This window comes from Nocardia speluncae NBRC 108251, assembly GCF_001613245.1.
In the GTDB taxonomy this organism is placed as follows: Bacteria; Actinomycetota; Actinomycetes; order Mycobacteriales; family Mycobacteriaceae; genus Nocardia; species Nocardia speluncae.
This window is the reverse complement of record NZ_BDBZ01000046.1, coordinates 13,147-39,190: the sequence shown is the minus strand read 5'-3', so window position 1 is coordinate 39,190 and position 26,044 is coordinate 13,147. Positions and strand designations below refer to the sequence as shown.

Sequence of the window (26,044 nt, the reverse complement as noted above, 5' to 3'; positions counted from 1 at the left end):
GAATCAGTAGAGGCCGTTGAGCGCGCCGGTGAGCAGATACTCGCCGTATTCGTGATCGACCTTGTCCGGCAGATTGATCGCATGGTGTCGACCGGCGTGGACGTCACGCCAGACCGCCTGCAGTGCGCACGACGACGCGATGGAGCGCGGGCCGCCGACCTGGTATGCCTTGTCGGCCGCCGAGACGACCAGTCGCACGGCGGCGATGTGATCACGCTTGCTGCGCTGACGTATCGGCACCGTCACCTCGTCCCCGCGAACCGCCGCCGCGTAGGCATCGCCCAGGTTGGATTGCAGAATCCGGTAGGCAGTGTCGACCTCGAAATCCGCTTCGGTCAGCCGTGCCAGCGTCGCCGGATGCGGTAGCTTCGCCGGGTCGACCGCCAGCCGGGACCGGTGGATGCCCGCCGCCTCGTCCACAACACGCCGGGACATCCCGGCCAGCGGCACCACGACCGCGTTGATGAACACCGTGTACCAGGGCATACGGAACAGGGGCCCGGTATTGACGCTATTACCTGGGTAGCGGCCGCCGTACAGGTCCGCGACATCGTGGACCCGGTGCTCGGGCACGAACGCCTTGTCGACGACGATATCGTTACTGCCGGTTCCCGCCAGGCCCGCAGTGAACCAGACATCGTCGATCGTGTAATCCGTACGGGGAAGCAGGAGATGGACCTGCTGCCCGGTGCGACGTCCGTCCGCGTCGGTCACCATCGCGCCGACGAAAACCCAGCCGCAATGGTCGCTACCGGAGGAGAAACCCCACCGGCCGGTCAGCTCGTAACCGCCCGGCACAATCCTGGCGGTACCCGCAGGACTGTAGGACGAACTGATCCACGTATCCGGATCCTCGCCCCAGACCTCCCGCTGCGCCTGGTCGGGGAAGAGCCCGAGATGCCACGAGTGGACACCGACGACGCCGGTGACCCACCCTGCCGAGCTCGACAATCGGGCGATCTCGTACATCGCAGCATTGAAGAGGCAGGGGTCTGCCTCGAACCCGCCGTAACGTCTCGGCTGGATGAGCCGCATAATGCCCGCGTCCCGAAGAATTTTGGCTGTTTCGTCGGTCAGCTTGCGGCGCTGCGTACATTCGCCCTCGAGCTCGGTCACCCGGTCGCGCACCGCGAGGACTGCATCGATGGCTTCGTGCTGACATTGCATGTATCTGGTTCCTTCGATCTTCGGGGATGGCTCTAGCGGGTGAGGAACGCCGTGGCGAGCGTTTCGAAGTCGTGCTTTCGCTCGACCTGTGCCCAATGCCCGCACTCGCCGAGAATGTGCAGATCGGCCTTCGGCATGCGCCGCAGCGCGAAGAATGCGCCGTCCGGCGGGAGCATCCGGTCGTCGCGACCCCAAGTGACCAGAGTTTCGTGCGGGATCTCGGCGGTGCGGGTCCACAGTGGCGCCTTGCCGGGCAGACCCAGCGAAGCCATCACCGCACGCATACGTTCGATTGCGCGAGGCGCGGTGGCATTGTTCCAGCGGTCGTCGAGGAGTTGCGGTGTGATCGTTGCCCGGTCGTAGACCATCGAGTCGACCCAGGCCTCCAGGGCCTGGCGACTCGGTTCGGCCAGGAACTCGTGCAGCCGGCGGGCCCCTTCGCTCACCATCGGCCCGAGCAGTGGTGCGTACAAACCCCCCGGGCCCATCAGCACCATCCGTTCGACTCGTTCGGGGGCGAGGGCGGCCGTTTCGAGCGAGACCCATCCGCCCATCGAATTGCCGAGCAGGTGGGCCTTCTCGATGCCGAGGTCGTCGAGCAGGGTGACGATCGCCTGCGCTGCTATCTCCGGGTACGGCCGGTCGTATTCCTTGTCGGGGCTCGCGCCGAACCCTGGCATATCGACGACGACCGTACGGAAGGTGCGCGCGAAGACCGGCAGGTTCTTCGCGAAGTTCGACCAGCCGGATACGCCCGGACCGGATCCGTGCAACAGCACGAGGGGATGCCCGTCCCCGGCCTCGTGGTAGTGCAGCCCGTCCGTGGCGGACGGGCCACGAGTGGTGTCTTTGTAGTCGTCCGAGAGGGTCACAGATCTCCGATGTTCGATGAAAGGCCCGCGAGCTGACCGGGCCCCTATTGGGCAGCGCCGGTTGGTGGTCGAGCCACTGGTGCCCCTGATATCGGCCGAGGATCGGCACACGGGTTACGCGCTCAATGGTGACCCTGGTCACTCACTTTTGTCAACCATCCGATTGGTTTCTGATCAATTGATTGATTGACCGCCGATGAACTCGCACTCTACGGTGGGACGGGCGTCGCACCTCACTCGCCCGATCCATAGGTGATCCACATGGCCGGACATGCCGGTAAATGCACATTGCCCGCACCGCCGGGAGGCCCCGGCCAGGCTCCTCCGGAGGCGAATCACCCCCACTTGCCGGATGTCCGGACGATCGAACACTTCCACCGGCTCGGAAATCAGTGGCTCCGCGCCGTTGCCGGATGGTTCCGCAGCGGTCGCCCGGGTGCGTCCCATCGCCTCTGCGCATACTCCGAGCTCGCAACCAGCAGCACAAACCCGTTCGAGTTCTGGTGTCGCAGGGTAGAATCCGTTCCCCTCCGCGTCGAAGGCGTGCGCCGACAGAAGGGCTCGGGGCTTCGGGGAGACCCGTCGTCACCATGGTTGCCCCGATGGAGGAATATGTTCGAGACCGAGACCGGGGCGCCGATATAGATGGCGCTCGCGACACCGCAGATATCGATGCTCACGAGTACAGCAGTAGTCTCCGACGGGCCCGTCGAAGCCGCCCTGACCGCGCCCGGCCGAGCCACAGCTCGCGCCGTACACCGGTGACGGATGGCCGATTAACCATCCTTGACCTGCTGCTAGCCTCTGTACAACAGGGGCATACACCGCCAGTCCGGACACGAGAGGTGCACAGTGGCAGCGAGTCGGCGTCAGCTGATTCTGACCGAATCGGCTCGGCTATTCTCCGAACGGGGGTCGTCGGCGACGACGATCCGGGAGATCGCCGATGCGGTGGGACTGAACTCCGGGACGCTGTATCACTATTTCAACTCCAAGGATGCGATCTTCTCCGAGATCCTGACGAGTTTCCTGACAGATTTGGTACAGCGCTACGAAGCCGTCCTCACCGGAACCGGCACCGCCCGTCACCGGCTCGGCCTCATGGTCCGGGTTTCGCTCGAAGTCGCAGACCAGCACCCTTATGCCACCGAGATCTACCAGAACGAACTGGAGAGTCTCAGCGCGCTGCCCGGCTACACACAGATCGCCGAGGCCGTCGATTTCTCGCATCACGCCTGGCACGAAATCACCGAAGAAGGTGTGCGCAACGGCGAATTCAACTCCGGCATAGATCCCTTCGAGTTCCAGCGGATGATGCGCGAGTGCGTGTTCCAGTCGGTCCGGTGGCACCGGAAAACGCTCGCCGCCGATATCGAATCGATCACCGCCACAGTGACATCGGTCTTCCTGGACGGATTCGCGCCGGCGCGACCCGATGCGGTACCGGAACCGGAACCGGCACCGGTGAGTGAGCGCCACCCGCAGCCGCCCGCCACGACATCGGTGCACGAACCGGCCGGCGATGCAGTGGATGCGCTGCGTTCCGAGCTCGACGCGCTGCGTTCCGATATGCGCGCCATGCACAACCTGGTCGAATCGTTGTCCAAACCAGCCGAAAGCGACATCGGCGGCGACTGACAGGGCCGGGCGATACGTTCAGGCGCGCCGGGCGCGATCCTCTCGTTCCCGTGGCCACGCCGTCCGGCCGGAAGCACGCAAGTACCGGCCGGTGCCCGACCTCCGATTCGTATTGCGTTCGGTGACGGCGCATTCCACGATGCTGCGCAGTCGAGCCTCGATCGCCCGGACCGCCGACGACTCCGTTGCATAGCAGGCCCGGCCCCGTTCCGGCGGATCGAGCAGGAGGCCGTCCCACTCCCTCGGCCGCTACCCGGCCCGAACTATCGATCCGCATTCGCAGCGGACCACGATCGGGCGCCGGTAGGTCAAGAACCCCACCCGGTCTCGGTGCCGATGGGCGGACGCGCTCGGATCAGGCCAGCGCGGCCGCGAGACGCCGCCACTGCTCGCGCGGGAACGCCTGCGGGTCGGCGTCGAGTACCTGCACGCAGACGTGGTCGGCGCCGGCCGCTCGATGTTCGGCTACTCGACGCAGAATCGCTTCCTCGTCGCCCCAGGCGATGATCGCGTCGAAGAGCCGGTCGCTTACGGTGTCGATATCCTCCTGCGTGAAGCCCGACCGCAGAAGGTTGTTGGCGTAGTTGGGTAGCTGGAGGTAGCTACGCAGCCAATCGGTGCCGATGGACCGCGCCTGCTCGGCGTCGGTGGTGAGGACCACCGTCTGTTCCGGCAGCAGCAGCGGCCCCTCGCCGAGCGCAGTCCGGGCCGTGGCGGTGTGCTCGGGCGTGACCAGGTAGGGGTGGGCGCCGGCGGCGCGGGTCGCCGAAAGGTGCAACATCTTGGGCCCCAGCGCGGCCAACACCCGCGCCTCTGCGGGCACGGGACGATCGAGCGCGTCCAGTGCGTCCAGATAAGCCCGGGTCGCCGCCAAAGGCTTCCGGTAGCGACCCGGATCGCCCGCATCGATCAACGGTGCGTGGCTCACGCCGATACCGAGCAGGAACCGGTCGCCGTGTGTACCGGTCAGCGACGCGTACCGAGCCGCGACCTCCGACGGTTCGTGCATCCACAAGTTCAGGATGCCGGTCGCGACGACCATGCGCTCCGTCGCCTGCAACAGGTTGCCCACGGCATCGAATACCGGTCCGCCGACATCGGGGATCCACACCGCGGCGAAGCCCAGCTCCTCGAGTTCGGCGGCCGCCTCCGCAGCTACGGCCGGATCGCCGTAGCGCAGCTGCGAACTCCAGATCCCCACGCCCGAAAGCTGCACAAAACCCTCCTGTAGCCGCGATCTGTACGCCGGTGCCGGAACCCGGCCTTGCGGGAAGGATGCTACTGCACGGCGGAGCGAAAGGGCGGTTCCTGCGAACACTGTGACAGTCCCCGGAACATGTCGCGGGGGTCGGCGCCACAGAGACCCACTACGCCCACTCACTGCATCGAAACCCGCTTGCCGCAACCCATCGATTGCGGTAATTTATAGCAATCCAATGGTTGCTATATCTGGAGGTTGCGGTGCCCCTGCCCGATCGAATCGAGCGTGACCAGGAACTCCACCACCCACCCGAGAAGGTGTGGAACGCCTTGACCACACCGGAAGGGCTCGGAAGCTGGTTCGGTTCCCGAGCCGAAATCGATGACATGCGTCCCGGCGGCACGGTGCGCGTGTGGTGGGACGAAGACGGACCGCACACCCTGTGGATCCAGGCCGTCGAGCCACCCCGCCGCTTCGCCTTCACCTGGGCGATCAGCGGGCTGCCGCCCAGCGATCCGCGCCGGACACACGTGGAATTCTCGCTGGCGCCGACACCGACCGGCACCCGGCTCACAGTTGTCGAGATCGGCTTCGCTCAGCTGCCCGACCACTTGGGCAGCGCATACGAAGGCAATGTCGAGGGATGGGCGACCGAGCTGACCGAGCTGACCGAGTACCTCGATGCCGCAGCCTGAAGAGGCAGATACCGAGCTGATCGCCCAGGCGGTATTCACTGCACTGGCGGATCCCACACGCCGCACCCTCCTCGCCGAGCTCGCCGCGCACGGCCCGGCCACCGCAACCGATCTCGCCGACCGGCTACCCATCTCGCGGCAGGCGATCACCAAACACCTCGCTCTACTGGCCGAGACCGAACTCGTCCGAGCCGAACCCGGAGAACGGCGCCGGATCCGCTATCGCCTGCAGACCCGGCCGGTTGCCGTGGCTCAGTCGTTTCTGGCGGCACTCGCGCACACCTGGGACGGCCGTCTGAGCGCGCTACAGAACCACCTCGATCGAACACAGGAGAACTGAACCATGACCCCCACCTTCCGCGGCGGAAACAATATCGCCATGAAACTCCCCCGGGCCCAGTTCGACCGGACTGTGGCCTTCTATCGCGACATCCTGGACATGGAGGTCACCGAAAACAGCGACGAGACCGTCGCCGAAGGAGTGGTCCAGAGCGCCGCCGTCCGCTTCGGACCCGTCACGCTGTGGCTCGATCGTGTCGACAACTATGCGCACGCCGACCTCTGGCTGGAACTGTTCACCGACGACGTCGACCGGGCAACCGAGCACCTGGCCGCCCACGGCATCCCTGTGCAGGACGAGCTGGAACCGTTCCCTTCGGGAATGAACGCCCACTGGATCAGCAATCCGGTCGCTATCCCGCATATCGTCCGCCTGCCCGACAACAGTTGAACCATCAGCCGGCTCCTGGCGGCCATTGAGGCAACTGGTGTCCGGTCCCGTCCTGCGGCCCGTTGCTGCGATCTCGGAGATCGCTCTCGGTACGGTGAACCCATGCTCGATAACTCCGCTGGTTCCCGCACCGGCCGTCCGCGCGACAGCCGAGTGGACGCCGCGCTGCTCGAGGCCGCCGCGCAACTGATCGCCGAACGCGGTTACGGCGCACTCACCCTCCAGGCTGTCGCCGACGCAGCAGGAACGAGCAGGCCTGCACTCTACCGCCGGTACAGCTCCCGCGCCGATCTCGTGGTCGCGGTACTGATCGATCGGTACGGACTGCAACCCGGAGCCGAGGACCTGGGTGGGATCGAGGCAGAGCTGCTCGCGATCCAGCAACACCAGCGTGACCTGTTCAACGACCCGGTGCTGCGCCGGGCAGTGCCGGGTCTACTGGAAGAGCTCGGTCGCACCCCGGAGGTAGCGCAACGGTTCCAGGAGCAGTTCATGCGACCACGCCGGCTTTCCACTGCGACGATCCTGGAACGCGCGATCGCCCGAGGCGAGATTGCGCCCGGAGTCGATTCCGAATGGGTGTGCGACCTCATCACCGGGCCGATGCTGATACGGGCGCTGGTACCCACCCTCGGACCGATCGACGAAAAGTTCGTGCAGTACACGGTGCAGGCCGCACTCGACGCCGTAGGCCTGCACAAGCACTGATCATTCTGTGGTTGACCTCACATTGCCGACTCGCTAGATTTCATTACAAGGCGGAATGTAATGAAAGGTGCCGCGATGCGTGAAGACGTAGAATTCCTCAGCGCCGGAGTCTCCCTGCGTGGGTGGCTGTATCGGCCGGAAGGCCGCACCGGCGCCGTGCCGCTGGTGGTGATGACCCACGGGTTCGCCGGCGTCAAGGAATGGGTCGCACCGTTCGCGGAGGTGCTCAGCGCCGCCGGGCTCGCCTGCCTGGTCTACGACCATCCCGGTTTCGGCACCTCCGACGGCGAACCGCGTTCAGAGGTGGATCCGGCCGCGCAGATCGAGGGCTATCGCGACGCGGTGACCTACGCACAGACGCTCGACGGAATCGACAGCGATCGGATCGGCATCTGGGGAACCAGTTACGCCGGCGCCCATGTCCTGGTCGTCGCCGCCACCGACCGCCGCGTCCGAGCCGTCGTGTCCCAGGTCCCGCTGACCAACGGCTGGGCGACCTTCGGCCGCCTCGTGCCGTCGATCATGCTGCCCGTCGTACACGAGGCGATCGCCGCGGACCGGTCGGCCCGCGCCGCGGGCGAACCGCACCAGACGATCAAGGCCGCCTCCGACGACCCCACCGAACTGGTCGCGATGCCGGGCAGCGAGGTCTACGAATGGCTGATGGCCAACGGCCCGCAGATACCGACCTGGCGTAACGAGGTCACACTCTCCAGCATCGACAAATTCCAGGGTTACGCACCTGAAGCATTCCTCCGCCGGGTGTCTCCGACCCCCTTGCTGATGGTGATCGCCGAAGGAGACACTCTCACACCCAGCGATATCGCACTCCAGAGTTACGCCGAGGCCCTGGAGCCCAAACAGCTCGCCCTGGTCCCCGGAGGTCATTTCGCCGTCTACGGCGAACGATTCGATCAAGCCTCCTCCGCCGCCCGCGACTTCTTGCTGACACACCTCACCCGACAGTGACGGGCCGACGCCCACCGCCATCCAATCGAGGCAACGCCTCGACCTGGTGAGATCGCCACCGGGCGCCGGAAACCTACCGGAGAGAAGGACACGCCGACCGCTTGCCGCACGGTCGAGACGAGGCAATCGGATGGATCGAAACGCTCATCGCGGGCGGCCGCAGACACCGAGTTCCCCCGGCCGAGTGATCGGACGGCAGCGATCCGGCGCATGAGCAGGCCGACCCGCTGAGCGTCCCCGACCATCCAGAAGTGGCCGCGCCGAAGGTTTCGGTGGCACCTTCGAAGCGGCCGATCCCACCTCGTCTGCGGTATGTCAGTCGGTCACCACGGCGGTGTTCTGACCGGCGGTGAGCACCCAGATACCTTCTTCCTTGGTCATCACATACATCGGCGTACCCTGACCCCACAGTTCGCCCTCGGGTGTGAAGCCGCTTTGCCGGATCTTGACGGCAGCGACATCGGGCCGCAGGAACAGCACGTGCTCGATCTCGTAGGTCGCCCGCCCGCGTGCGGCGGCGCCGGGCAGTACCTCGGCAGTGAACTCGGCGATGGCCGGGCGACCGAAAAGGCGCCGCCCATGGCCGGTAGTCCAGATCGCATCGGCGCGGAAAACCCCGGTGAACTCATCGACCAGTTCGTTGGCCTGCGCGTGCTCGACAGTCCCGACAACGGCGCGAATCGCCGCGAGTTCGGTATCGAGATCGCCGGGGATCTGCCCGGTCACTGTGGCTACTTCGTTGCTCATCACACGATTCTGTAACCTCAATAGAACTTCAGGTCAACTGCTCGCGATGCGCCACACATCACCACGATTGCGACCGTCACGAACCGGCCGACCAGCCCCCTACGAAAAGACCGGAGGCCTAGCAGGGCAGCGGGCGTCTCCACTGAAGAAACCTGTAGTCGGCCTTTCGCTCTCGGGTTGGCAGGTGATTACGACGTTGAGCCGATCTCGATAGATCCTCGATGTCCCGAGGTCGACTGTTGACGAGCTCCCATCGAGGAATGCACGGCGGCACCGGATCACCTCACGAGATATCGCCGACGCTCCCCCTACGAGATCGGGGTAGTCGGCAGGCGGCGCGACCCGCGTGTCACCGCCGTGGCCAGATCGGTGTAGTCGTCGATCAGCTGAGCGAGCCGATACCATTCCGCGTGCACAGTGGGGTCGGACGGTTTCGTGGTCATCAGCAGGCGATAGGCGTGGACCTGTTGCTGAGCGAGTCGATCGATCACTGCGCCCATGGATTCCGTGTGCAGGGTCGCGGCAGGATGTGGTGGCGGCGCGTGGTCGGCCACCCACTGGTCCGCTTGCCGGGCCAAGGCATTCCGGAATCGCCGTTTCGCGCAGGCCGAACTCTGCGTATCGGGATGATGCAGCCGCCCGAGCTGACACGCGACCCGGACCAGCGGATGGGGCCCGATGTGATGACCTCGGATCGCCGACAACAACTCCTCCCCCGTCGGTAGCGCGCAGTGCGCCGAGCTCGACGAACGGGCCGGTTGTGTCGAATGTTCGATTGCCCGCATCGGAATCACCGCGGAGGTACGGCGGGGCACCGGCAGACATCGTGATCATGATGCCGACCCTCGGTTTCACCCGGACAGCCCACGCTCACTGCCGGCTGCGATTGCGACCGAGTCGGCAGATCGGAGATCCCCGCCTTCGATGGCCGACCGCCGGACGTGCCGAGCCACAGCTCGCTGCCGACGAGGTCCTCGACACTTCGAAACCCGAGCACCCGACTGACAATTTGCAGGTCGTCCAGTGTCAGTTCTGCCGCCGCGCGGGTGGGCCGAGCACGTTCGCCTTGCCACCTCGGGCGGATTCGTCTGCTCATTACGTGCTCATTCCTCCCCGTGGCGCTGCTACGCCACTGAAGAACTCCACCTCGTCGCGCACGAACCGATCCTTTCATTACATTACGCTGCGTAATGAAAGATAACCGGTCCGATGTGTGACGTCAACCACAGAATGCCGAGCGCTCGATCAGTTGGGGGCAGCGCACCGTGCCGCGTTCGACCGGCGACCGGGCGCCCAGTGGGTCACGCGATGAGATTGCCGCCGTCGGCGATCACGGTCTGGCCGTTCACCCATGCGCCGTCGTCGCCACACAGGAACTTCACCAGGCGGGCGAGATCATGAGCCAAACCCACCCGGCCGAGCGGTGTCGACTTGGCGACCAGCGCCTTCAGGCGGTCCGGGTTCGACGAGACCGCCGACAGTGCCTCGGTGTCGATGACCCCGCCGCTGGCGATATTCGCTGTGACGCCTTCGCGGCCCAATTCCACAGCCAAGTAGCGGATCACAGATTCTGTCGCCGCCATCGATACCGCAACGGGTGCGTACCCGGGAACGTGTCGCCGGGTGCCGGTACTGGTGACGGCGACGATTCGACCACCGTCGTGCAGATCGCCGCCGGCCGCTTCGACCAGACTGAGCACGGAGCCCACCCGGGCGGTGAACATCTCGGTGTATGTCTCGATCGGGGTGTCCACCGTCGAGGTCCGAGCGGGCATGGAGTCGGCGAATCCGGTCGCGTTGGCGACAACGGCGCGGATCGGCCCCAGCCGGCGAGCCCGGCCGACCATCGCGCGGCACGATTCGGGTTCACGGGTATCGACTTGCAGCGCGCACGCCGATCGCCCGAGATGCTCGATCTCGCGGACCACGGCGTCGGCAGCACCGGTGCGGGAGTAGTAACCCACGCCGATGTCATAGCCGAGTTCGGCGAGTTCGAGAGCTATCGCGCGGCCCACCCCTCGGCTCGCGCCGGTGACAACAGCAACCCCGGGCATATCAGTTCACCATCCGATCGGTGCCGAATCGCACCGGCTCGTCGTCGGCTGTGTTCGCGTAGATATGTCGCGCATGCTCCTGCAACGCAACGGATTCCGGTGTCGCCAACAGGTCCGCGAACGTGGCGCCCTCGAGGCGGAAGGCATCGGCGATACTCAGCTCCGCGCCGTCACGCAGTACTCGTTTCGCCGCCGCGAGCGCCGTCAGCGGCTTCCGAGCCATCGCTGTAGCCGCGGTCAGAACCGCCTCGTCGAAGTTCTCGGTCGCGAAGACCCGACCGACCAACCCGATCTCCCGCGCGCGCTCGGCATCGACAACCTCTCCGCTCAACACCAGCTCGGTGGCATCTCCACGGCCGAGAAGCCGAATCAGCCGCTGAGTGCCGCCCGCGCCTGGAATGATCCCCAGCGACGTCTCGATCAACGCGAAGTGCGCCGCGGCGCTCGCCCAGCGCAGCGCACAGGACAGAGCGAGCTCGACACCTCCGCCCCATGATTGCCCGTTGATCGCGGCGATCACCGGCTGCGGCATGGTTTCGACGAGACGCATCGTGGTGTACCAGGAACGCGCCTCCTGAACAGGACCCGCGGCGAGCCTCGCGAGTTCCTCCAGGTCGGCGTGCGCCACGAAGTAGCCGGGAACCGCACTGCGCAGCACCACCACCGAGATCGTGTCGTCCGCAGATATCTGCCGCAGTATCTCGCCCAGTTCGGCGAGCGCGGCGAAGGTGAGGAAATTGCGTGGTGGGTTTCGGTACGACAACACTGCCACCGCGCCCTCACGTCGTTCGGTCCAGACCGGCATCATCAGATCCTTTCGCCAGGGAGGATATCGAGAGTCAGCATCGAGCCCGCAGTGTGCAAACCCACGGTGACCGGCAACGGGTCGGCGCAGGCGGCACCGGGCGCAGCGATATTGAGGTTGCGATCGACGTGCGGAAAGTTGCTGCTGGTCACCACTACGCCGAGCTGGTGCCCGCCCCGGAAACGCTGGGCCGTATAGCCCAGATCGACAGTGATGGTGGCGGTTTCGCCCGGCGGCAACGGATCCGCGACGGCCGGGTCGTCCCGGAACCGCACCCGGGTGTTGCCTTCGGCCACCGGCAGCATCCGCCCGTCGGGATATCGGTCGACGAGCCTGACGAACACGTCGGAGTCGGGGCGGTCGAGGCTCACTCGTACCGTCATCGACACCGAGCCCACCACGTCCACAGCCTGTTCCAGGGGCTCGGTCAGGTAGTGCAGTGTGTCACCGCGCTCGCAGTGCCGACCGAGATCGATCGGTCCAGGCGCGAGACGGCCGAGGTGCAGGAGTCGGCCGCCGCGACTCGGCACCGGCGAAAGCGGGTCGTAGACATAGGTATCGATACCGCCGTCGTCCACCTGGACCTCGTCGGACTCCAGGCCGCCCGCTCGACCGGCTCCCGCGCCACAGACCAACCGGAATCGACGCGACACCACCCCTCTCGGCGGCCACTGATCGGCCGACATCCATTCGTCGGCGCCCATCAGGAAGTAGTCGACCTGCCGCAAAGGCAGCACCGGCGCGCTCTCGGCGCATTGCCGGAAGAAGCCGAGCTGTCTGGCAGGCAGGCCGATCGCCGCCGCCGAGGCCGACACTCCGAAGTTGAGCTCACCCTGGACGTGTTGGAGCGGCCCGGTGTGTGCCCACGGTCCGATGAGCAGCCGATACGGCACTTCAGGGTTCGCGGCCACCCCCTCGGTGAAGGTATCGATCGTCGACGATGCGTAGACGTCGTACCAGCCCGTGGTCACGAACACCGGCACCTCGATCGCCTCGGGTCGCCACTCCGGCAGTGTCTGCTCGGCTCCGGTGAGCAGCTTCTCGACGTCGAGGGGAAAACCGCGCAGGCGGGCGAGCGGGTTCGCGGCCAGCGGCAAAGTCCGCATCGCCGCTGCCGGGTCGGCGAGTAACGACCCGAGCAGGGCGGTGTTCTCGGCGTCGGCGTACTCGGGATTTCGGGCGAGCCAGTCGGCCGCCATGTAGATCATCCAGCCGAACAAGTGGTCCAGCCGCAGCGCGCCACCCATCTCCACCCGATCGCGACGGCCCGTCGTGACCATTGCTGCGGCCACACCGGCCAGATGCGGTGGCCGCGCCGCCCCGCCGAGCATGGAAAGGATCCCGCCGTAGGAGGTGCCGGCGAGGATCACCGTGCCGTCGCACCAGGGCTGTGCTGCCGCCCACTCGACCGTATCGTGGGTGTCGAGCGCTTCTTGATCCCACATGACGGGCTTCCACTCGCCGTCGGAGCCGAAACGTCCGCGGGTGTCCTGAACGAAAGCCGCCCAACCGAATTCGACGCAGGCCATCGGTGTGAGCACGTCGGAGCTGATCCTGCGACGGCCGTACGGAGTTCGGAAGATCACCACAGGTGCGGGCCGGTCCGGCCGCCAGAGATCACCGCGCAGCACGACGCCGTCGCGCATCGGGCTCTCGATATCGCGGTGCCAGACAGCGTCGGGGTTCATGCGGGCGCGGTGAGGGTCAACATCCGGCCGGCCATCTCGTTCCATCCCGCGGTGGCGCCGCCGTCGACCATGACGACTCCACCGTTCATGTAGGCCGAGCCGGGCAGCGCCGCGAACACCGCGACCCGCGCCTGCTCCTCGGGGGTACTCAATCGTCCGGTCGCGGTGGAGTCGACCAGGCTCTGACGCAGAACGCCCTCGGGCCACAGATCGTCGACCATCGCGGTATGGGTGGGCCCGGTGACCAGTGCCACCGCGCGAATTCCCTGGTAGCCGTAATCCACTGCCACGGACCGGGTCAGGCCGATCAGCGCGTGCTTGGCCATGTTGTACACCGGCGATCTCGGCGTGGCTCCGACACCGCACATCGAGGTGGTGAAAACGAAAACTCCCCCGTTACTCCGCATGTGGCCGACCGCGGACCTCACGAGGTAGAAGTTGGCGTCACAGCACACGCCCATCACCTTGCGATAGTCCTGGTCCGACAGTGAATGCGCACGACCGGGGATATTGATACCCGCGTTGCCGTGAACGATGTCGAGCCGACCGTGGCGGTCCACCACCTCGGTCAGCGCCGCATCCACGGCTGCCGGGTCGGAGACGTCGCACGCGATGATGTCCGGACCGGGCCGGAGGTCGAGGCCGACGACCGTCGCCCCGGCCTGCCGGAACAACGTCATCGAGGCGGCACCTATACCGCTGGCCGCGCCGGTGACCACGGCGACGTGCTGGTCGAAGGATCCGAAGATGTTCATGGTGTTGCGCCCCTTATCTGCCCACGAAGTGCGGGTCACGTTTTTCCAGGAAGGCCATCGCGCCCTCACGGGCATCGGCGACTTCGGCGTTGTTGCGGATATGCACCGAGTTCTGTAGGCGCAGCGCCATTTCGACCGGCTGACCGACACAGCGTTCACGCAGCTCTTTGAACAATCCGATCGCGGCGGTAGCCGATCGGGCCAACCGCTCGGCCTCGACCAGCGTGACCGCTTCGAGTTCCGCGGGCGGTACCACGCGGCCGAAGATCCCGGCCCGCTCGGCGGCGTCCGCGTCCAACAGCTCGCCGGAGAGGTAGATCTCGGTGGCTCGCGCCGGGCCGACCAGGCGGCCCAGCATCGCGACGCTGCCCGCTTGGGCGACCCGGAGCAGACCACTGCCGATGCGGGCGGTACTCGCGGCGATGCGCAGGTCACCGGCACAGGCGATTTCCGCGCCTGCCCCGGCGGCGAAGCCGTTGATCGACGTGATGACCGGCGCACGGGCCGTCACCATCATCTCGATGATGCGCAGATAGATGGGATCGGCGGTGTCACCGACCACCGGAGAGTGGGTGCGGTCCCCACGCAGGTGTTCCTCGACCGCGCCGAGATCGTCACCGGCACAGAAGGCGCGTCCTTCGCCGGTGAGCACGACGACCCGGGTGGCGTGGTCGGCGAAACGCCGCTCGAGTTCGGCGCACAGCTCGGCCCCGAGTCGGCGATCGATGGCGTTGAGCCGGTGCGGGCGGTTCAGGGTGATCCAGACGATGCCGGGCCCCGGCGTGGTGACCCGCAGCGTGGAATGTGGCGTGGTGAGCTCGTATTGGGCTTTCATGAGCGGATCATGCCTCCGTCGACGTAGAGCGACTGTCCGGTGATGTATCGGGAACGACCGCTGAGCAACCACACCACGGCGTGCCCGATATCGTCGGGGATTCCGAGGCGGCGTAATGGAAGACCACGGGCCACCTTCGTGGCGAGATCGCGCAGGGAGCCGGTGTCGAGCATCGGGGTATCGATGAATCCCGGACACACCGCGTTGGCGCGGATGCCCTCGGGACCGAGTTCCACCGCCAGCGAACGAGTGAGCGTTTGGAGACCGCCTTTGCTCGCGTCGTAGGCCACCTGGCCCGCGAAACCGGTGACCGCGATCGAACAGATGTTGACGATTGCCGCGTCGGGACCGGCTTCGAGCAGGCCGGCCAGGTCGCGGCTGAGCCGGAACGGCACGTCGAGATTGACGGCCATGACTCGTGACCAGTCGTCATCGGTGTGCTCGCCGAGCCCGGCCCGGTACTCGATCCCCGCATTGTTGACCAGCCCGTCGATCCCGCCGAGCTCCCGGCAGAGCTCGCGGGCCCGGTCTGTGGCTCCCGCCGCCGTCAGGTCGAGTCCGTGCGCCGTATGCGTGCCACTGCGTGCCACGGACTCCGGACGGTCGATACCGACCACCGTGCCCCCCTCGGACTCGATCAGCCGCGTCACCGCTGTTCCGATACCGCCGAGCGCGCCGGTGACCAGAATGCGCCGGCCGTCGAGGAGCCCGGTCATTGCGACACCACCGCGTCGAGTCGGAGCATCCGTTCGGCATTGCCGTACAACCAGGCGTGCCGCACGGCTTCGTCGATGGGCAGCCGGTCCGCTCGCTCGGCGATCTCGCGCACGGACCTTCCGTGCGTCCAGCTGGTGGAGCCGAACATCACCTGGTGCCGGATCGAGCGGGCGCCGTGCAGGAACAGTGGCTCCCAACCGGAGCCCGCCCGGGCCATCGTCGCCGGGTCGTGTGAGGAGAACTCGAGATAGACCTCGGGGTGGCGTTGCAGCAACGCGATGGCTTCGAGTATCCAGGGCCAGCCGCCGTGTCCGATGATGATGCGCAGGCCGGGGTGGCGCCCGGCGATCCGATCGATCACCGAAGGGGTGGAAATCCCGGTGGGGACCGTAGTACGAAAGTGCTGACCGCTGTGGATCCAGACCGGCACGTCGTGTTCTACACAGAGCCGCCACAGCGGATCGTGGACCTGGTCGGCGACGTCGACTCCGTCGAGAAATGGGATGATCGACAGACCTGTCATCCGTAATTCTCCGAGCGCTCGGGTTGCCTCGGCCAGCGCTGAATCCGGTTCCCGCAGACTCACTCCCGCCCAGCCGATGAGTCGTTCGGGGTGGGCGGCAACCTGCGCGGCGACCAGGTCGTTGACCGTGCCGTGCGTGGTGGGCCACGAACCGCCGTGCAGGACCTGCGCCCGGATCCCCTCCGTGGCCAGGTGCGCGACGTGCGTGTCCGGTGTGGTCGACCCGAGCTGTTCGGCCAGCCACCCGATGGTACTACCGGGGTCGGCAGCGAATGCCCTCATCACACTCGCTGCCGACCGGCCACTGAGCCGTCCGAATCGACCGGCGAAGACTTCGAGGTAGCGCGGTGCGCTCCCGAGCAGGGCGTGGAGATACGCCCGCCAGCCCTGTTCGTCGAAAACGACATCGCATATGTCGATAACAGGCTGTTGTTTCACTATACCTCCAATATATATGAACGTTTGTTTACCAGCATCGGCCAAGTACGTCAACAAATGTTCGTTCACATAACTGCTAGTCTCGAGGTGTGACAGAACCCCGTAGCGATGCCCGCACAACCGACACTGCCCAGCGCATCCTCGACGTCGCCGCCGGACTGTTCTTCAAAGACGGCTACCCCGCCACCTCCGTACGGCGAATCATGACCGCATGCCAGGTCACCGCCGGCTCGCTGTACAACCACTACGCATCGAAGGAAGATGTCCTCTTCGCCATCCTCGAACGCTCGCACGACGACACCCTTACCGCGCTACGCATTGGACTCGACACCGCCGGTGACGACCCCGCCGAACAACTACGGGCCATTGTCACTGCCATCTCCACCTTCCACACCGAGCGCCAGATAGAAGGAATGGTCAGTCAGCGCGAATGGCGCCACCTGCCCGCGGACCGCGGCGCGGTGATTCTCCAGCGCCAGCGCGAGGTTCGCGAGATCTTCGAAATCTGTCTACGCCGCGGCGTGGAGAACGAAACCTTCACCTTCCCCGAACGCGGCATCGACGTGGACATCGCAGCCAAATCGATCCTCGATCTGTGTATGAACGCCGGCCAGTGGTTCCGGCCCGCGGGCCGGCTCGACTCCATCGAGCTGGCCCGGCAGCACACCGAACTCGTCATGCTGATGGTCGGGACGAATGGGAAGTGACTACTCCCGTGAGCCGACCCGGCCACGCTTGACCACCACGCCGAGGTCCTCCCGATCCAGCGTGTCCGCCGTTACCCCCTCGGCGCGCAGCAGGTGCTTCTGGATCTTGCTGGTGGGCGTTTTGGGTAGCTCGTCCAGCACCCGGACGAACCTCGGCACCATGAAATGCGCCATGCGCGGGCAGACGAACTCCAGCAACTCCACGACGTCGATACGGCGGCCGGCGACGGGCGCCACCACTGCGAGCACCTCGTCCTCCCCGTCCGGGCTGGGCGTCGCCACCACCGCAGCCTCCTGCACATCAGGGTGCGCAAGAATCTCACTCTCCACCTCGAAGGAGGAGATATTCTCGCCACGCCGGCGAATGGTGTCGCCGAGCCGATCGACGAAGAAGAACTCTCCGTCGACCCGCCGGAATGCGTCACCGGTGTGGAACCAGCCGTTACGCCACGCCGCCGCAGTCGCCTCGGGTCTGCCCAGATAACCGTTCGCGATGGTCCACGGGCGATCGGCCCGCACGATCAGCTCACCGACGGTCCCGTCCGCGACCTCCCGGTCGTGCTCGTCCACCAGCCGGGCCTCCACCCCCGGGCGCACCCGCCCGGAGGTCCCGACCACAGACGGGTTGAGCTCGGAGATGATCGGAATCGACACCTCCGTCATGTTGAACATCGCGACGAGGTCGACATCGAATCGCCGCGCGAACTCCGCTGCGTCCTCGGACAGCGGAATCATGAAGACCCGGCGCAACGGATGTTCGGTGTCCGCGGCCGATTCCGGCTGCTTACTCAGGAAGGTGGCCATCACCCCCAGCAATGTGACATGGGTAGAGCCGGTGGCCCGCACCAGATCCCAGAACTCCGACGTTCGGAACGCAGTGGTCAGAGCGATGCTGCCCCCCAGCACGACCGCCGCGTTGACTCCGATGGTGCCGCCCGCGTGGAACAGCGGAAGTGTCACCAGGTATCGGTCACCAGGGCCGAAATTGCCCTCGAAAGCAGCCTCCGCGCATGCACTGAGCTGAGCGTAGGTGCAGATCACGCCCTTGGACGGACCGGTGGTGCCCGAGGTCAGGATGATCGCGTAGGTGTCCCACGGCGCGAGATCCACCGCAGGCGGGCCGGGTCGCTCGACCGCGAAAATCGTCTCACTGTGCACGGTGACCGGGAACGGACCGGTGTAGCCGGGCCCGACCGCCACCACATCACGGAGGCCGTGCAGATCGATCTCACCCAATCGGGGCAGCAGATCCGAATGAACGACCGCGACCTCGGCACCGGAGAGCCGGAAAGCGTGTTCGAGTAATCCACCGCGATAGGCGGTGTTGAGCGGCACGAGGATCGCGCCGAGTAGGTTCACGCCGAACCACACCCGAAGCGCGTCCGGGCCATTCGGCAACCATGAGACAACACGGTCGCCCCGGCCGACGCCGAGCGTCACCAGCCCGGCGGCCACCTGTTCGGCCTCCCGCAACATCCGCGCATACGTCCAGTCGACCCCGTCCTCGAAGATCACGAAGGTTTGGTCGGGACGCTCGGCGGCTCGCCGCCGCAACACCGTAGGCAGGACGCATTCGTCCGCGGGTCGCAACCTACTCGTCATCGCACTTCCTTTGTTCCCAGATACGCGGCGCGAAGTCGTGGATCGTCCACCAGCGCCGCGGCCAGACCGGTGACGACCACCCGGCCGTTCTGCAGGACGGCTGCCCGGTCGGCCCGCTCCAGCACCTTCTGCACCCGTTGTTCGACAATGATGATCGCCTGTCCCTCCGCACGCAGCGAGGCCAGCACGTCGAAGACCCGGTCGATGATGACCGGAGCGAGCCCGATGGACGGCTCATCGAGCATCAGCAGCCGGGGTGCGCGCATCAGCGCCAGCCCGATCGCCAACATCTGCTGCTCTCCACCGCTGAGCACCTCGGCCGGTGAGCTGCGGCGTTCGTGCAGGATCGGAAAGAGCTCGGTCACCCTGTCCCGTCGCTCGGCGGCCACCCGGCGCGACAGCCGCTGCTTCCACAGACCCATCCGGAGGTGCTCGTCCACGGTGAGCCCGTTGAACAGCCGCCGCCCCTCGGGCACCAGCGCCACCCCCAGCTCGATGAGCTGGTTCGGGCCCGCTTTCCGCACGGGGACGCCGTCGACGATCAGCCGCCCTTCGGCCAGCGGCAACAATCCCGACAGGGCACTGAGCAGGGTGGTTTTACCCGCGCCGTTGGCACCCACGACGGCCAGGATCTCGCCGCGCGACACCCTCAGATCGACGGCGGCGACCACCGGAACGGGACCATAACCCGCGTGCACGTTCTCCGCTACGAGAACAACGTCATCGTTCATGAGCTCACTCCCAGATATGCCTCGACAACCCGGCGGTCCGCGAGCGCCTCATCAGGTGTCGCCGTCACGACCAATCGGCCGCGATCGAGAACGGTCACGGTGTCGGCGACCCGCGCGACGAGCTCGATATGGTGTTCTACCAGCAGCACTGTCGTCCCGCCGTCGCGAATCGAGCCGATCAACTGTTCCAGCGCGCTGAGCTCGTGTGGAGCCAGCCCCGCGGCAGGCTCGTCCAGAATCAGCAGGCGAGGCCGGGCGACCAGCGCGCGGCACATCTCCAGCAGCCGCTGCCGGCCGTGCGGCAGGAGATCGGCCTGCGACGACTCCGAAGACCCCAGGCCGAGTTCGACCAGGACCTCGTGCGCGTGCGCACGGACCTCACGTTCCTCCCGTCGTCCACCGGGGGTCCGCAGGACGACACCCAATACCGAAGCCGTGCGGCGGGCGTATCCACCGAGGACCACGTTGTCGGAGACGGACGCCTCCGGAAGGAGTTTGGGTGTCTGGAAGACCCGCGCGACGCCGGAAGCGGCCAGCCGCTCGGCCCGGGTCGACAGCAGATCGGTCTCGTCAAGGCGCACCCGGCCCGAGTCCGGCACCAGCATGCGACTGACGACATTGAGCAGTGTGGTCTTACCGGACCCGTTCGGCCCGACGATGGCGTGGACCGATCCCGGCGCCACCTCGACGCTGACGCCGTCGAGCGCTCGGACGCCGCCGAAGGACTTCGACACCTCCGATATCGACAGCGCCGCGGGCGAACCGGACGCCAAATGCTCGGATCGGGTGGCCAGCGGCTCCTGCGTGACGAAATCCGGGCGATGAGTACGGCGATCGCGCCATGCCTCGACCGCACCGATGATGCCGCGCGGCGCGAACACCATCAGGAACAGCAGACCGACACCGTAGATGAGCCCACGCCACTGATCGAGCGAGGTGAGCAGCTCCGGCACAGCGAAGAACACCAGGGTTCCGACGATCGGGCCCCACAGTCGGCCCGCACCGCCGATGATCACCACGATCAGGAAGAAGATGGAGAAATCGAGGGTGAAGTCGTCGGGCGAGACCATGCCGTTGTTCGTGGCCAGCAGCGCCCCGGCGAGCCCCGCCGCGGCACCACCCACCGCAAAGGTGGCCAGCTTGATCACGGTGGCGTCGACACCGACGGCACGCGCGAGCTCCGGCGAGTCCCGCACCACCATCATCGACCGGCCGATCCGTGAGCGGGCCATGCTCGCTATGAGGGCCAGCACGATCAGGTCGACAACGATCACCAGCCAGTACACCCCGCGATCACCGAGCTCGATCGCCCCGATACTCGGGCGCGGGATACCGACGATCCCGGCGTACCCGCCGGTGAGCCACTCGAGCTCCACGATCAGGGTGCGCGCGACCATCGCGAAACCCAGGGTGATCAGCGCGATGTACCACGACGACAGTCGTAATGCGGGCAGTGCCATGACCATTCCGGCCAGCGTGCCGGTGAACGTGGCGACCGCGGCCGCGAGCCAGAACGACCACCCCTGGTCGGTCATCAGGATTGCCGCGGTGTAAGCCCCGACAGCGACCAGCGCACCGTGCCCCAGCGAGACTTGCCCGGTGTAGCCCATCGTCACGTTCAGGCCCATGGCGACGAGGGCGAGAACTCCCACCATGGCCGCGAGGTAGATGAACGAGGGGTGCGCATTGATCAGCGGCAGCGCGAAGAGCAGGATCACTCCTGCGCCGATGAGCGCGAACCGGATCGAGCGACGATCAGACATGGCGCATCACCTTCTGGCCCAGGACCCCGTTCGGGCGAATCAACAGGAACACGAGCATGAAGGCGAACAGCACCACGTTCTGGAGCCCGGGACTCACATAGTTGGTCCCGATGGCCTCCACCAGGCCGAGAGTCCAGCCCGCGAGCAGCGCTCCCTTGTTCGATCCGATACCGCCGATGGCCAGGGTGGCGAACCCTTTGATGAGAAGCGCCAGCCCCATGCCGAGAGAAGCCAGCAGCAAAGGGGCGGCCAGGAGCCCGGCCAGCCCGGCGAGCGCACCACTGATGAAAAACGATTGCCGGGTCAGCGAGGACGGATCCACGCCACGCAGGCGGGCGCCATCGCGGTCGGCGGCGACGGCTCGCATCGCACATCCGAGCGGTGTCCGGTCGATGCGTTGCAGTACGAGCATGACCAGCACCGCTGCGACGACCACCGCGACCTGATAGGTGTTGAAACTCGCCCCTGCCAGTTCGATCCGGTCCAGCGACAACGGCGCGGGCGGTTCGACAGCGCGCGGCTGATCGGTCCACAGTTTGCCGGCCACCTCGCCGATCACCAAAGAGAACGCCAGGGTGGTGATGACCCAGCCGGTTGCGTGACTGGACCGACGCAATACGGGCGTCACCGCGATCCGCTCCTCCACCAACGCTATCGCGCCGACGAGGACCATGACGGCCACGGCGGCCAACCCCCACGGCAGTCCACCGAGCGCGGTCGCCGCGACCACCATCGCACCGACCATCACCAGCTCGCCCTGCGCGAAGTTGACCACATTGGTCGGCCGATACGAGACATTGAAACTCATCGCGATGAGCGCGTAGATACTGCCGAAGGTCAACCCCGGCACGATGATATCTGTCAGCATTCCTGTCTCACAGCCCGTCGGCCCGGCGACGCAGCAAGCCACCCAGCGACTCGGGTTCCAGCGCCGAGGTCAGCGTTCCGATCGTGATCTCCTCGTCGGCGATGCCGGTGTGGTTGTCGGCGGTGAAGCTGATCTTCGAGCGCACACCTTGATAGCCCGCAACTGCGTCGAGCGCCTTCTTCAGTGCACGCGGGTCGGCGGTGTTCTCCTGAGCGACGAGATCGGCCATCAAGGTGAGGTAGTCGAAATACGGACTCGTGATGGCGGAATAGCCGAGACCTGCGGTGTCGGGGTGCTCAGCGATGCGCCCCGCGAGGGCGGTGACCCGCTCGTGCGGGGTCTCGGTGGCGGTGTAGGTCAACCCGCGATACGTCGTGCCGAAGAAGTTGTCCAGCAGTTCACCACGGAATTCCGACAGCGCATCGACGTAGTTCAGGTCGTGGGACACGATCGTCGGGGCGAAACCGCTCGCGCGCATGGCGCGCAGAATCAGAATGGTGGCCTGCGGCTGACCGGTGAAAAGCCCCAGCCCGTCGACCTTCGCGGCTTCCAGTTTGCGGACGTAGGGGGTCAGGTCGTTCGCGTCGACCTCGAAGGTCTCCACTGCGACCGGGGTGGCCGAGTACTCGGATGCCAGATAGTCGATGGCAGCCGTCCTGATCGACTCTCCGAACTCGGAGTTCTCCACGATCAGACCGATCCGTTTCTTGTCACGCGCTTCCCGAAGGAATCGCACGGCGGCCTCGGCCTGCTGGGTGGTGTTGTAGACGAGCTGATAGAAGTACGGGAATTCCTTCCCGTTTCCCAGATTTGCACTGCCACCCCAGCCCGACTGGATGAATGCCTTCTGGGCCAGAGCGCTCGCCGAGGCGAGCACCTGCGAACTCCCTGTCGGGCCGACGACAAAAGAGGGTTCGGCGCCGACCACGCGCCGGGCGATCGCCGCTTGTGTCGAAGGACTGCCCTTGTCATCGATCTCGGTGAGCCCGGCCATCTCACCGAGGAGGCCGCCGCCGGCCGTGATGTCCTCGAGTGCCAGCCTCCCACCCACATAGATCGGCTTGTACGCGGCGGCGAGTCGCCCCGTCTTCGGTTCGATCCACCCCACCCCCACTTGCCCTGTGGCCCCGGCCCCGCGCCCGCAGCCACTGAGCGCGAGCGCACCGGCCGCGGCCAGGGCGCCGAACCCGGCGAGTGCCGTCCGGCGCGAGAAACGTGCGCTGATGACCTCCGACATACAACCTCCTCAGGTATATGAACGTTTGTATATGTGATGTGAAACATAGTCAATACCTTCTCCGAACCGGAGTAGACGACCGGGCCGGTGCGCGACGCGGCGCTGCGAGCGCCCACCTACCGCGACAGCCGCCTCTCCAGCGGAGCGGCGGCTGCGGACGCGGCCCTGATCACACCTGAGAGGGCGATCCGAATACGGAAATGCCGATGCCCGGCCGTATGACATCCGGTCCACACCGTTTCCTCGACACCAAGGGCAATCCCGAGCAACATTCGGTTGACGACCAGGAGATTGCACTCCTACGATACGTTACGACATGTAATTTTTCTGGAGGTGCAGTGCGGACCGCAATGAAAGCAGCTTCCGCAGACGGCCACGAATCATCCGAACCTCTCACGGCCTCCGCGGTAAACAAATGAAATCGCTCGCACTGGAAGTCGGAATCAAAGGGATTGCGGCCGCCCGCATCACCGATGAAGATCTGCCCGTGCTCGTGGTACGCGTGCCCATACCGCCACTCGACGGCTGGATCGTATGCCGCGATCTGCTTCTCGATGTCGCCGGTGACGACGAAATAGCAGCAATCGGAATCGCCAGCCTCGATCCGGGCAGCGATACATTCGCCGCCCCCATACCGACTACCGCCGCGCAGTGGCCGACGGGCAGTGAGCTGAAGAGCGCGGTGCAGCGCACCTTTCCGGCCGCTGCGATCTATGTCGCGCCGTATCGCACGTGTGTATCGCTCGCCGAATCCCATACCGGCGGGCTGCCTTCAGAGGAATTGGCACTGATAGGGGCCGGTATTCTCACCCAGCTCGCCAATGAGCACCGGCCCGTCGAAATCTTCTTGTACCCGCGAGCCCGCATTACAGCCAGGACCCCGGAAGGCTCACCGATCCCACCCAGGGCCTGCACCCACCAAAGTATTCGATGGCGTTATCAGGACATCGGATACACGTGAGGGACGCCGCCCGGCCGGGCGGGGCGCCGAACCCGAATCATCACGCGCACAGCCTCGCCTGAAGGCGAACCGACCGGGCGACACCGCAGGCCGGGACCGAGATCGTCCCGGCCTGCGGTGTTCGACCACCCACCGGCCCGCCTCCAGGCGGGCCGGACCGTGATCAGGATCTGTGCAGTGGCGACGATGCCGGGAACTCCACCCGCAACGAGGTCAGCGACCGGTGGAAGGGCCCGGGCCGCCAGGTCGGGGGTTCGGTCGACCGGATCTCGGGAAGTGCATCGAGCAGTTGGTCGATGGCGTCCTGCGCGATGAGGTACGCCATGGACTGGGCTGGACAGGTACGGGGGCCGACACCCCAAGCGAGATGGGACCGGTTGCCGGTGCGATCACCACCGCGGACCCTCGGATCATTGTTGCAGGCCGCGATACTGACGACGATCGGTTGATGGGCGGGCAGCCAGGCGTCATCGATCAGGATCGGCTGCCGCGGGTAGGTGAGCAGGTAGTTCGCCAAGGGTGGGTCGTTGAAGAGAACATGGTCGAGTGCCTCCCGGGTGGACAGGCTCCCGCCCAGCACACCACCGCCCAACCGGTCGTCGGTGAGGATGAACAGCAGCGTGTTGACGATGAAATTCTGCTGGAATTCGATCCCCGCGCCGTACTGACTGGCCAACTGGTGGACCATCTCCAGATCGTCGAGCTCGGCCGGATGCCGCAGCAGCGCCGAGGTTATATCGTCACCGGGCTCGGCCCGCTTCAGGGCCACCAGCTCCAGCATCGCTTCGCTGATCATCATATTCCCGTGATCGGCGTCGACCCCTTCGACGATCGCCGCCATCCCGGCCGCCATTTTCTGGCCGACCTCCGGCGGGCAGCCGAACAGCACATTGAGCACTCCGAAGATCAGCGGAAAGGTGTACTGGCTGATCAGATCGGCGCTGCCGTCCTCGCAGAAGGTGTTGATCAGCGAGATGGCGATCTCTTCCACCGTGGTGTGCAGTGCGTAGAGATCGACCTCATCGACACTCTCGGTGGTGGCCCGGCGAAAGCGGGCTGCCTCCGCCCCGGCACTGCGGGTCGCCATCGGACGCCATTCCATCATCGGCAGGACGGGGCAATCGGCGGGCATACCCTGCTGCCAGGTGCGCGGATCGGCCGGGAAATGCTCCGGATCGTTCAGGATCCGCACCGCGGTCCGGTAATCGATCACCAGCGTCGCGGGTACTCCCGGCGCCAGTTCTACCGGCATCAAAGACTCGTACTGCTTTCGCATTTCGCGGTAGTAGGTATGGGGAGCGGCGGCGAATTCCGGCGCGAACAGCGGCATCCGTGGATCGTCGGAATCGAATGGGGAGATCGGACGGACGGGGCAGGACGGGGCAGGCGTTTCAGGTGGGATGTTGCTCAAGAAATGAACTCCAGACAGCGGTTGCGGACAGCGAACGAGAGCCAGAACTGCGGTCGGATCCCGGGGCTTGCGAATAGGCGCCGCGAATCCGACGAGACTGCTTGCGGACCAAGGGAAACCGGACAGCTACACTCTGTCCGGTGCTGTCCGTGCGGAAGGTGTGTCCACCGCGAGTTGTCGCTGCGGGGCGATATCCCGAGCGGAGACAGCCCCCGGGAAGCG

Annotated in this window: 27 protein-coding genes; 9 read left to right on the top strand and 18 right to left on the bottom strand. The window is 65.9% G+C overall.

Annotation, left to right across the window (positions count from 1 at the left end):
* Positions 1-3: 3 nt before the first annotated feature.
* Both NS6_RS31610 and NS6_RS31605 read right to left on the bottom strand, forming a co-directional pair.
* A complete protein-coding gene (locus NS6_RS31610; RefSeq protein WP_068049729.1) occupies positions 4-1,167 on the bottom strand; it encodes an acyl-CoA dehydrogenase family protein in 1,164 nt (387 codons plus the stop codon).
* A 32-nt stretch (positions 1,168-1,199) separates the two neighbouring features.
* Positions 1,200-2,039 carry an alpha/beta fold hydrolase gene (locus NS6_RS31605; protein WP_068049726.1) on the bottom strand — a complete coding sequence of 280 codons (840 nt, stop codon included), beginning with the start codon at positions 2,037-2,039 and terminating at the stop codon, positions 1,200-1,202.
* 852 nt (positions 2,040-2,891) lie between these two features.
* On the opposite strand from NS6_RS31605, the gene NS6_RS31600 reads away from it, so the two are divergent.
* The gene (locus NS6_RS31600; RefSeq protein WP_068049724.1) at positions 2,892-3,677 is read left to right on the top strand and encodes a TetR/AcrR family transcriptional regulator; all 786 of its coding nucleotides are present in this window, start codon (positions 2,892-2,894) and stop codon (positions 3,675-3,677) included.
* A gap of 355 nt (positions 3,678-4,032) precedes the next feature.
* Here the strand turns inward: NS6_RS31600 and NS6_RS31595 are convergent, their stop codons facing one another.
* Positions 4,033-4,893, bottom strand: coding sequence for an LLM class F420-dependent oxidoreductase (locus NS6_RS31595; RefSeq protein ID WP_068049722.1), 861 nt, complete (start codon positions 4,891-4,893; stop codon positions 4,033-4,035).
* Positions 4,894-5,138: 245 nt separating this feature from the next.
* On the opposite strand from NS6_RS31595, the gene NS6_RS31590 reads away from it, so the two are divergent.
* From NS6_RS31590 to NS6_RS31570, 5 genes are all read left to right on the top strand, one after another.
* Positions 5,139-5,573 carry an SRPBCC domain-containing protein gene (locus tag NS6_RS31590; protein ID WP_068049851.1) on the top strand — a complete coding sequence of 145 codons (435 nt, stop codon included), beginning with the start codon at positions 5,139-5,141 and terminating at the stop codon, positions 5,571-5,573.
* The gene (locus NS6_RS31585; RefSeq protein WP_068049720.1) at positions 5,560-5,913 is read left to right on the top strand and encodes an ArsR/SmtB family transcription factor; all 354 of its coding nucleotides are present in this window, start codon (positions 5,560-5,562) and stop codon (positions 5,911-5,913) included. Before NS6_RS31590 ends, NS6_RS31585 begins: the two co-directional genes overlap by 14 nt.
* 3 nt (positions 5,914-5,916) lie before the next feature.
* A complete protein-coding gene (locus NS6_RS31580) occupies positions 5,917-6,303 on the top strand; it encodes a VOC family protein (protein ID WP_068049717.1) in 387 nt (128 codons plus the stop codon).
* 102 nt (positions 6,304-6,405) lie between these two features.
* Positions 6,406-7,011 (top strand): TetR/AcrR family transcriptional regulator, encoded by a 606-nt coding sequence (locus tag NS6_RS31575; protein ID WP_068049715.1) that lies wholly within the window; start codon positions 6,406-6,408, stop codon positions 7,009-7,011.
* A 75-nt stretch (positions 7,012-7,086) separates the two neighbouring features.
* A complete protein-coding gene (locus tag NS6_RS31570) occupies positions 7,087-7,980 on the top strand; it encodes an alpha/beta hydrolase (protein ID WP_068049849.1) in 894 nt (297 codons plus the stop codon).
* Positions 7,981-8,295: 315 nt separating this feature from the next.
* On the opposite strand, the gene NS6_RS31565 is transcribed toward NS6_RS31570, so the two are convergent.
* Positions 8,296-8,727, bottom strand: coding sequence for an SgcJ/EcaC family oxidoreductase (locus NS6_RS31565; protein WP_068049713.1), 432 nt, complete (start codon positions 8,725-8,727; stop codon positions 8,296-8,298).
* A gap of 308 nt (positions 8,728-9,035) precedes the next feature.
* Positions 9,036-9,512 (bottom strand): DUF4254 domain-containing protein, encoded by a 477-nt coding sequence (locus tag NS6_RS31560; RefSeq protein WP_068049847.1) that lies wholly within the window; start codon positions 9,510-9,512, stop codon positions 9,036-9,038.
* 238 nt (positions 9,513-9,750) lie between these two features.
* Here NS6_RS31560 and NS6_RS36550 point away from each other — a divergent pair, with 238 nt between their 5' ends.
* A complete protein-coding gene (locus tag NS6_RS36550; protein WP_443093662.1) occupies positions 9,751-9,918 on the top strand; it encodes a hypothetical protein in 168 nt (55 codons plus the stop codon).
* A 110-nt stretch (positions 9,919-10,028) separates the two neighbouring features.
* Here NS6_RS36550 and NS6_RS31555 read toward each other — a convergent pair whose 3' ends face one another.
* Genes NS6_RS31555 through NS6_RS31525 form a run of 7 tightly spaced genes read right to left on the bottom strand, consistent with a single transcriptional unit; the run spans position 10,029 to position 16,542 of the window.
* The gene (locus tag NS6_RS31555; RefSeq protein WP_068049711.1) at positions 10,029-10,781 is read right to left on the bottom strand and encodes an SDR family oxidoreductase; all 753 of its coding nucleotides are present in this window, start codon (positions 10,779-10,781) and stop codon (positions 10,029-10,031) included.
* Between the two features lies 1 nt (position 10,782).
* Entirely contained in the window at positions 10,783-11,589 is an 807-nt protein-coding gene (locus tag NS6_RS31550; RefSeq protein ID WP_068049709.1) for an enoyl-CoA hydratase/isomerase family protein, read from the bottom strand.
* Positions 11,589-13,274: a CocE/NonD family hydrolase gene (locus tag NS6_RS31545; RefSeq protein WP_068049704.1), complete on the bottom strand. Its 1,686-nt coding sequence runs from the start codon at positions 13,272-13,274 to the stop codon at positions 11,589-11,591. Before NS6_RS31545 ends, NS6_RS31550 begins: the two co-directional genes overlap by 1 nt.
* The gene (locus NS6_RS31540) at positions 13,271-14,029 is read right to left on the bottom strand and encodes an SDR family NAD(P)-dependent oxidoreductase (protein WP_068049702.1); all 759 of its coding nucleotides are present in this window, start codon (positions 14,027-14,029) and stop codon (positions 13,271-13,273) included. The genes NS6_RS31545 and NS6_RS31540 overlap by 4 nt, the downstream gene beginning before the upstream one ends.
* 13 nt (positions 14,030-14,042) lie before the next feature.
* Entirely contained in the window at positions 14,043-14,864 is an 822-nt protein-coding gene (locus NS6_RS31535; protein WP_084471605.1) for an enoyl-CoA hydratase/isomerase family protein, read from the bottom strand.
* Complete coding sequence (locus NS6_RS31530; protein ID WP_068049700.1) at positions 14,861-15,580, bottom strand: SDR family NAD(P)-dependent oxidoreductase; 720 nt, start codon at positions 15,578-15,580, stop codon at positions 14,861-14,863. Before NS6_RS31530 ends, NS6_RS31535 begins: the two co-directional genes overlap by 4 nt.
* Positions 15,577-16,542 carry an amidohydrolase family protein gene (locus tag NS6_RS31525; protein WP_068049698.1) on the bottom strand — a complete coding sequence of 322 codons (966 nt, stop codon included), beginning with the start codon at positions 16,540-16,542 and terminating at the stop codon, positions 15,577-15,579. The genes NS6_RS31530 and NS6_RS31525 overlap by 4 nt, the downstream gene beginning before the upstream one ends.
* A gap of 89 nt (positions 16,543-16,631) precedes the next feature.
* On the opposite strand from NS6_RS31525, the gene NS6_RS31520 reads away from it, so the two are divergent.
* Positions 16,632-17,249 carry a TetR/AcrR family transcriptional regulator gene (locus tag NS6_RS31520; protein ID WP_068049694.1) on the top strand — a complete coding sequence of 206 codons (618 nt, stop codon included), beginning with the start codon at positions 16,632-16,634 and terminating at the stop codon, positions 17,247-17,249.
* On the opposite strand, the gene NS6_RS31515 is transcribed toward NS6_RS31520, so the two are convergent.
* The 5 genes from NS6_RS31515 to NS6_RS31495 are packed head-to-tail and all read right to left on the bottom strand — an operon-like array spanning position 17,250 to position 23,450.
* Positions 17,250-18,851: an AMP-binding protein gene (locus NS6_RS31515; RefSeq protein ID WP_068049692.1), complete on the bottom strand. Its 1,602-nt coding sequence runs from the start codon at positions 18,849-18,851 to the stop codon at positions 17,250-17,252.
* Positions 18,848-19,582 carry an ABC transporter ATP-binding protein gene (locus tag NS6_RS31510; RefSeq protein ID WP_068049690.1) on the bottom strand — a complete coding sequence of 245 codons (735 nt, stop codon included), beginning with the start codon at positions 19,580-19,582 and terminating at the stop codon, positions 18,848-18,850. The genes NS6_RS31515 and NS6_RS31510 overlap by 4 nt, the downstream gene beginning before the upstream one ends.
* The gene (locus NS6_RS31505; protein WP_068049688.1) at positions 19,579-21,345 is read right to left on the bottom strand and encodes a branched-chain amino acid ABC transporter ATP-binding protein/permease; all 1,767 of its coding nucleotides are present in this window, start codon (positions 21,343-21,345) and stop codon (positions 19,579-19,581) included. The genes NS6_RS31510 and NS6_RS31505 overlap by 4 nt, the downstream gene beginning before the upstream one ends.
* Entirely contained in the window at positions 21,338-22,213 is an 876-nt protein-coding gene (locus tag NS6_RS31500; protein WP_068049687.1) for a branched-chain amino acid ABC transporter permease, read from the bottom strand. Before NS6_RS31500 ends, NS6_RS31505 begins: the two co-directional genes overlap by 8 nt.
* Before the next feature lie 7 nt (positions 22,214-22,220).
* Positions 22,221-23,450, bottom strand: a complete 1,230-nt coding sequence (locus tag NS6_RS31495) for an ABC transporter substrate-binding protein (protein ID WP_068049685.1) — start codon at positions 23,448-23,450, stop codon at positions 22,221-22,223.
* A gap of 415 nt (positions 23,451-23,865) precedes the next feature.
* On the opposite strand from NS6_RS31495, the gene NS6_RS31490 reads away from it, so the two are divergent.
* The gene (locus NS6_RS31490; protein WP_068049683.1) at positions 23,866-24,411 is read left to right on the top strand and encodes a hypothetical protein; all 546 of its coding nucleotides are present in this window, start codon (positions 23,866-23,868) and stop codon (positions 24,409-24,411) included.
* A 163-nt stretch (positions 24,412-24,574) separates the two neighbouring features.
* Here NS6_RS31490 and NS6_RS31485 read toward each other — a convergent pair whose 3' ends face one another.
* Complete coding sequence (locus NS6_RS31485; RefSeq protein WP_245669588.1) at positions 24,575-25,741, bottom strand: cytochrome P450 family protein; 1,167 nt, start codon at positions 25,739-25,741, stop codon at positions 24,575-24,577.
* Positions 25,742-26,044 lie beyond the last annotated feature (303 nt).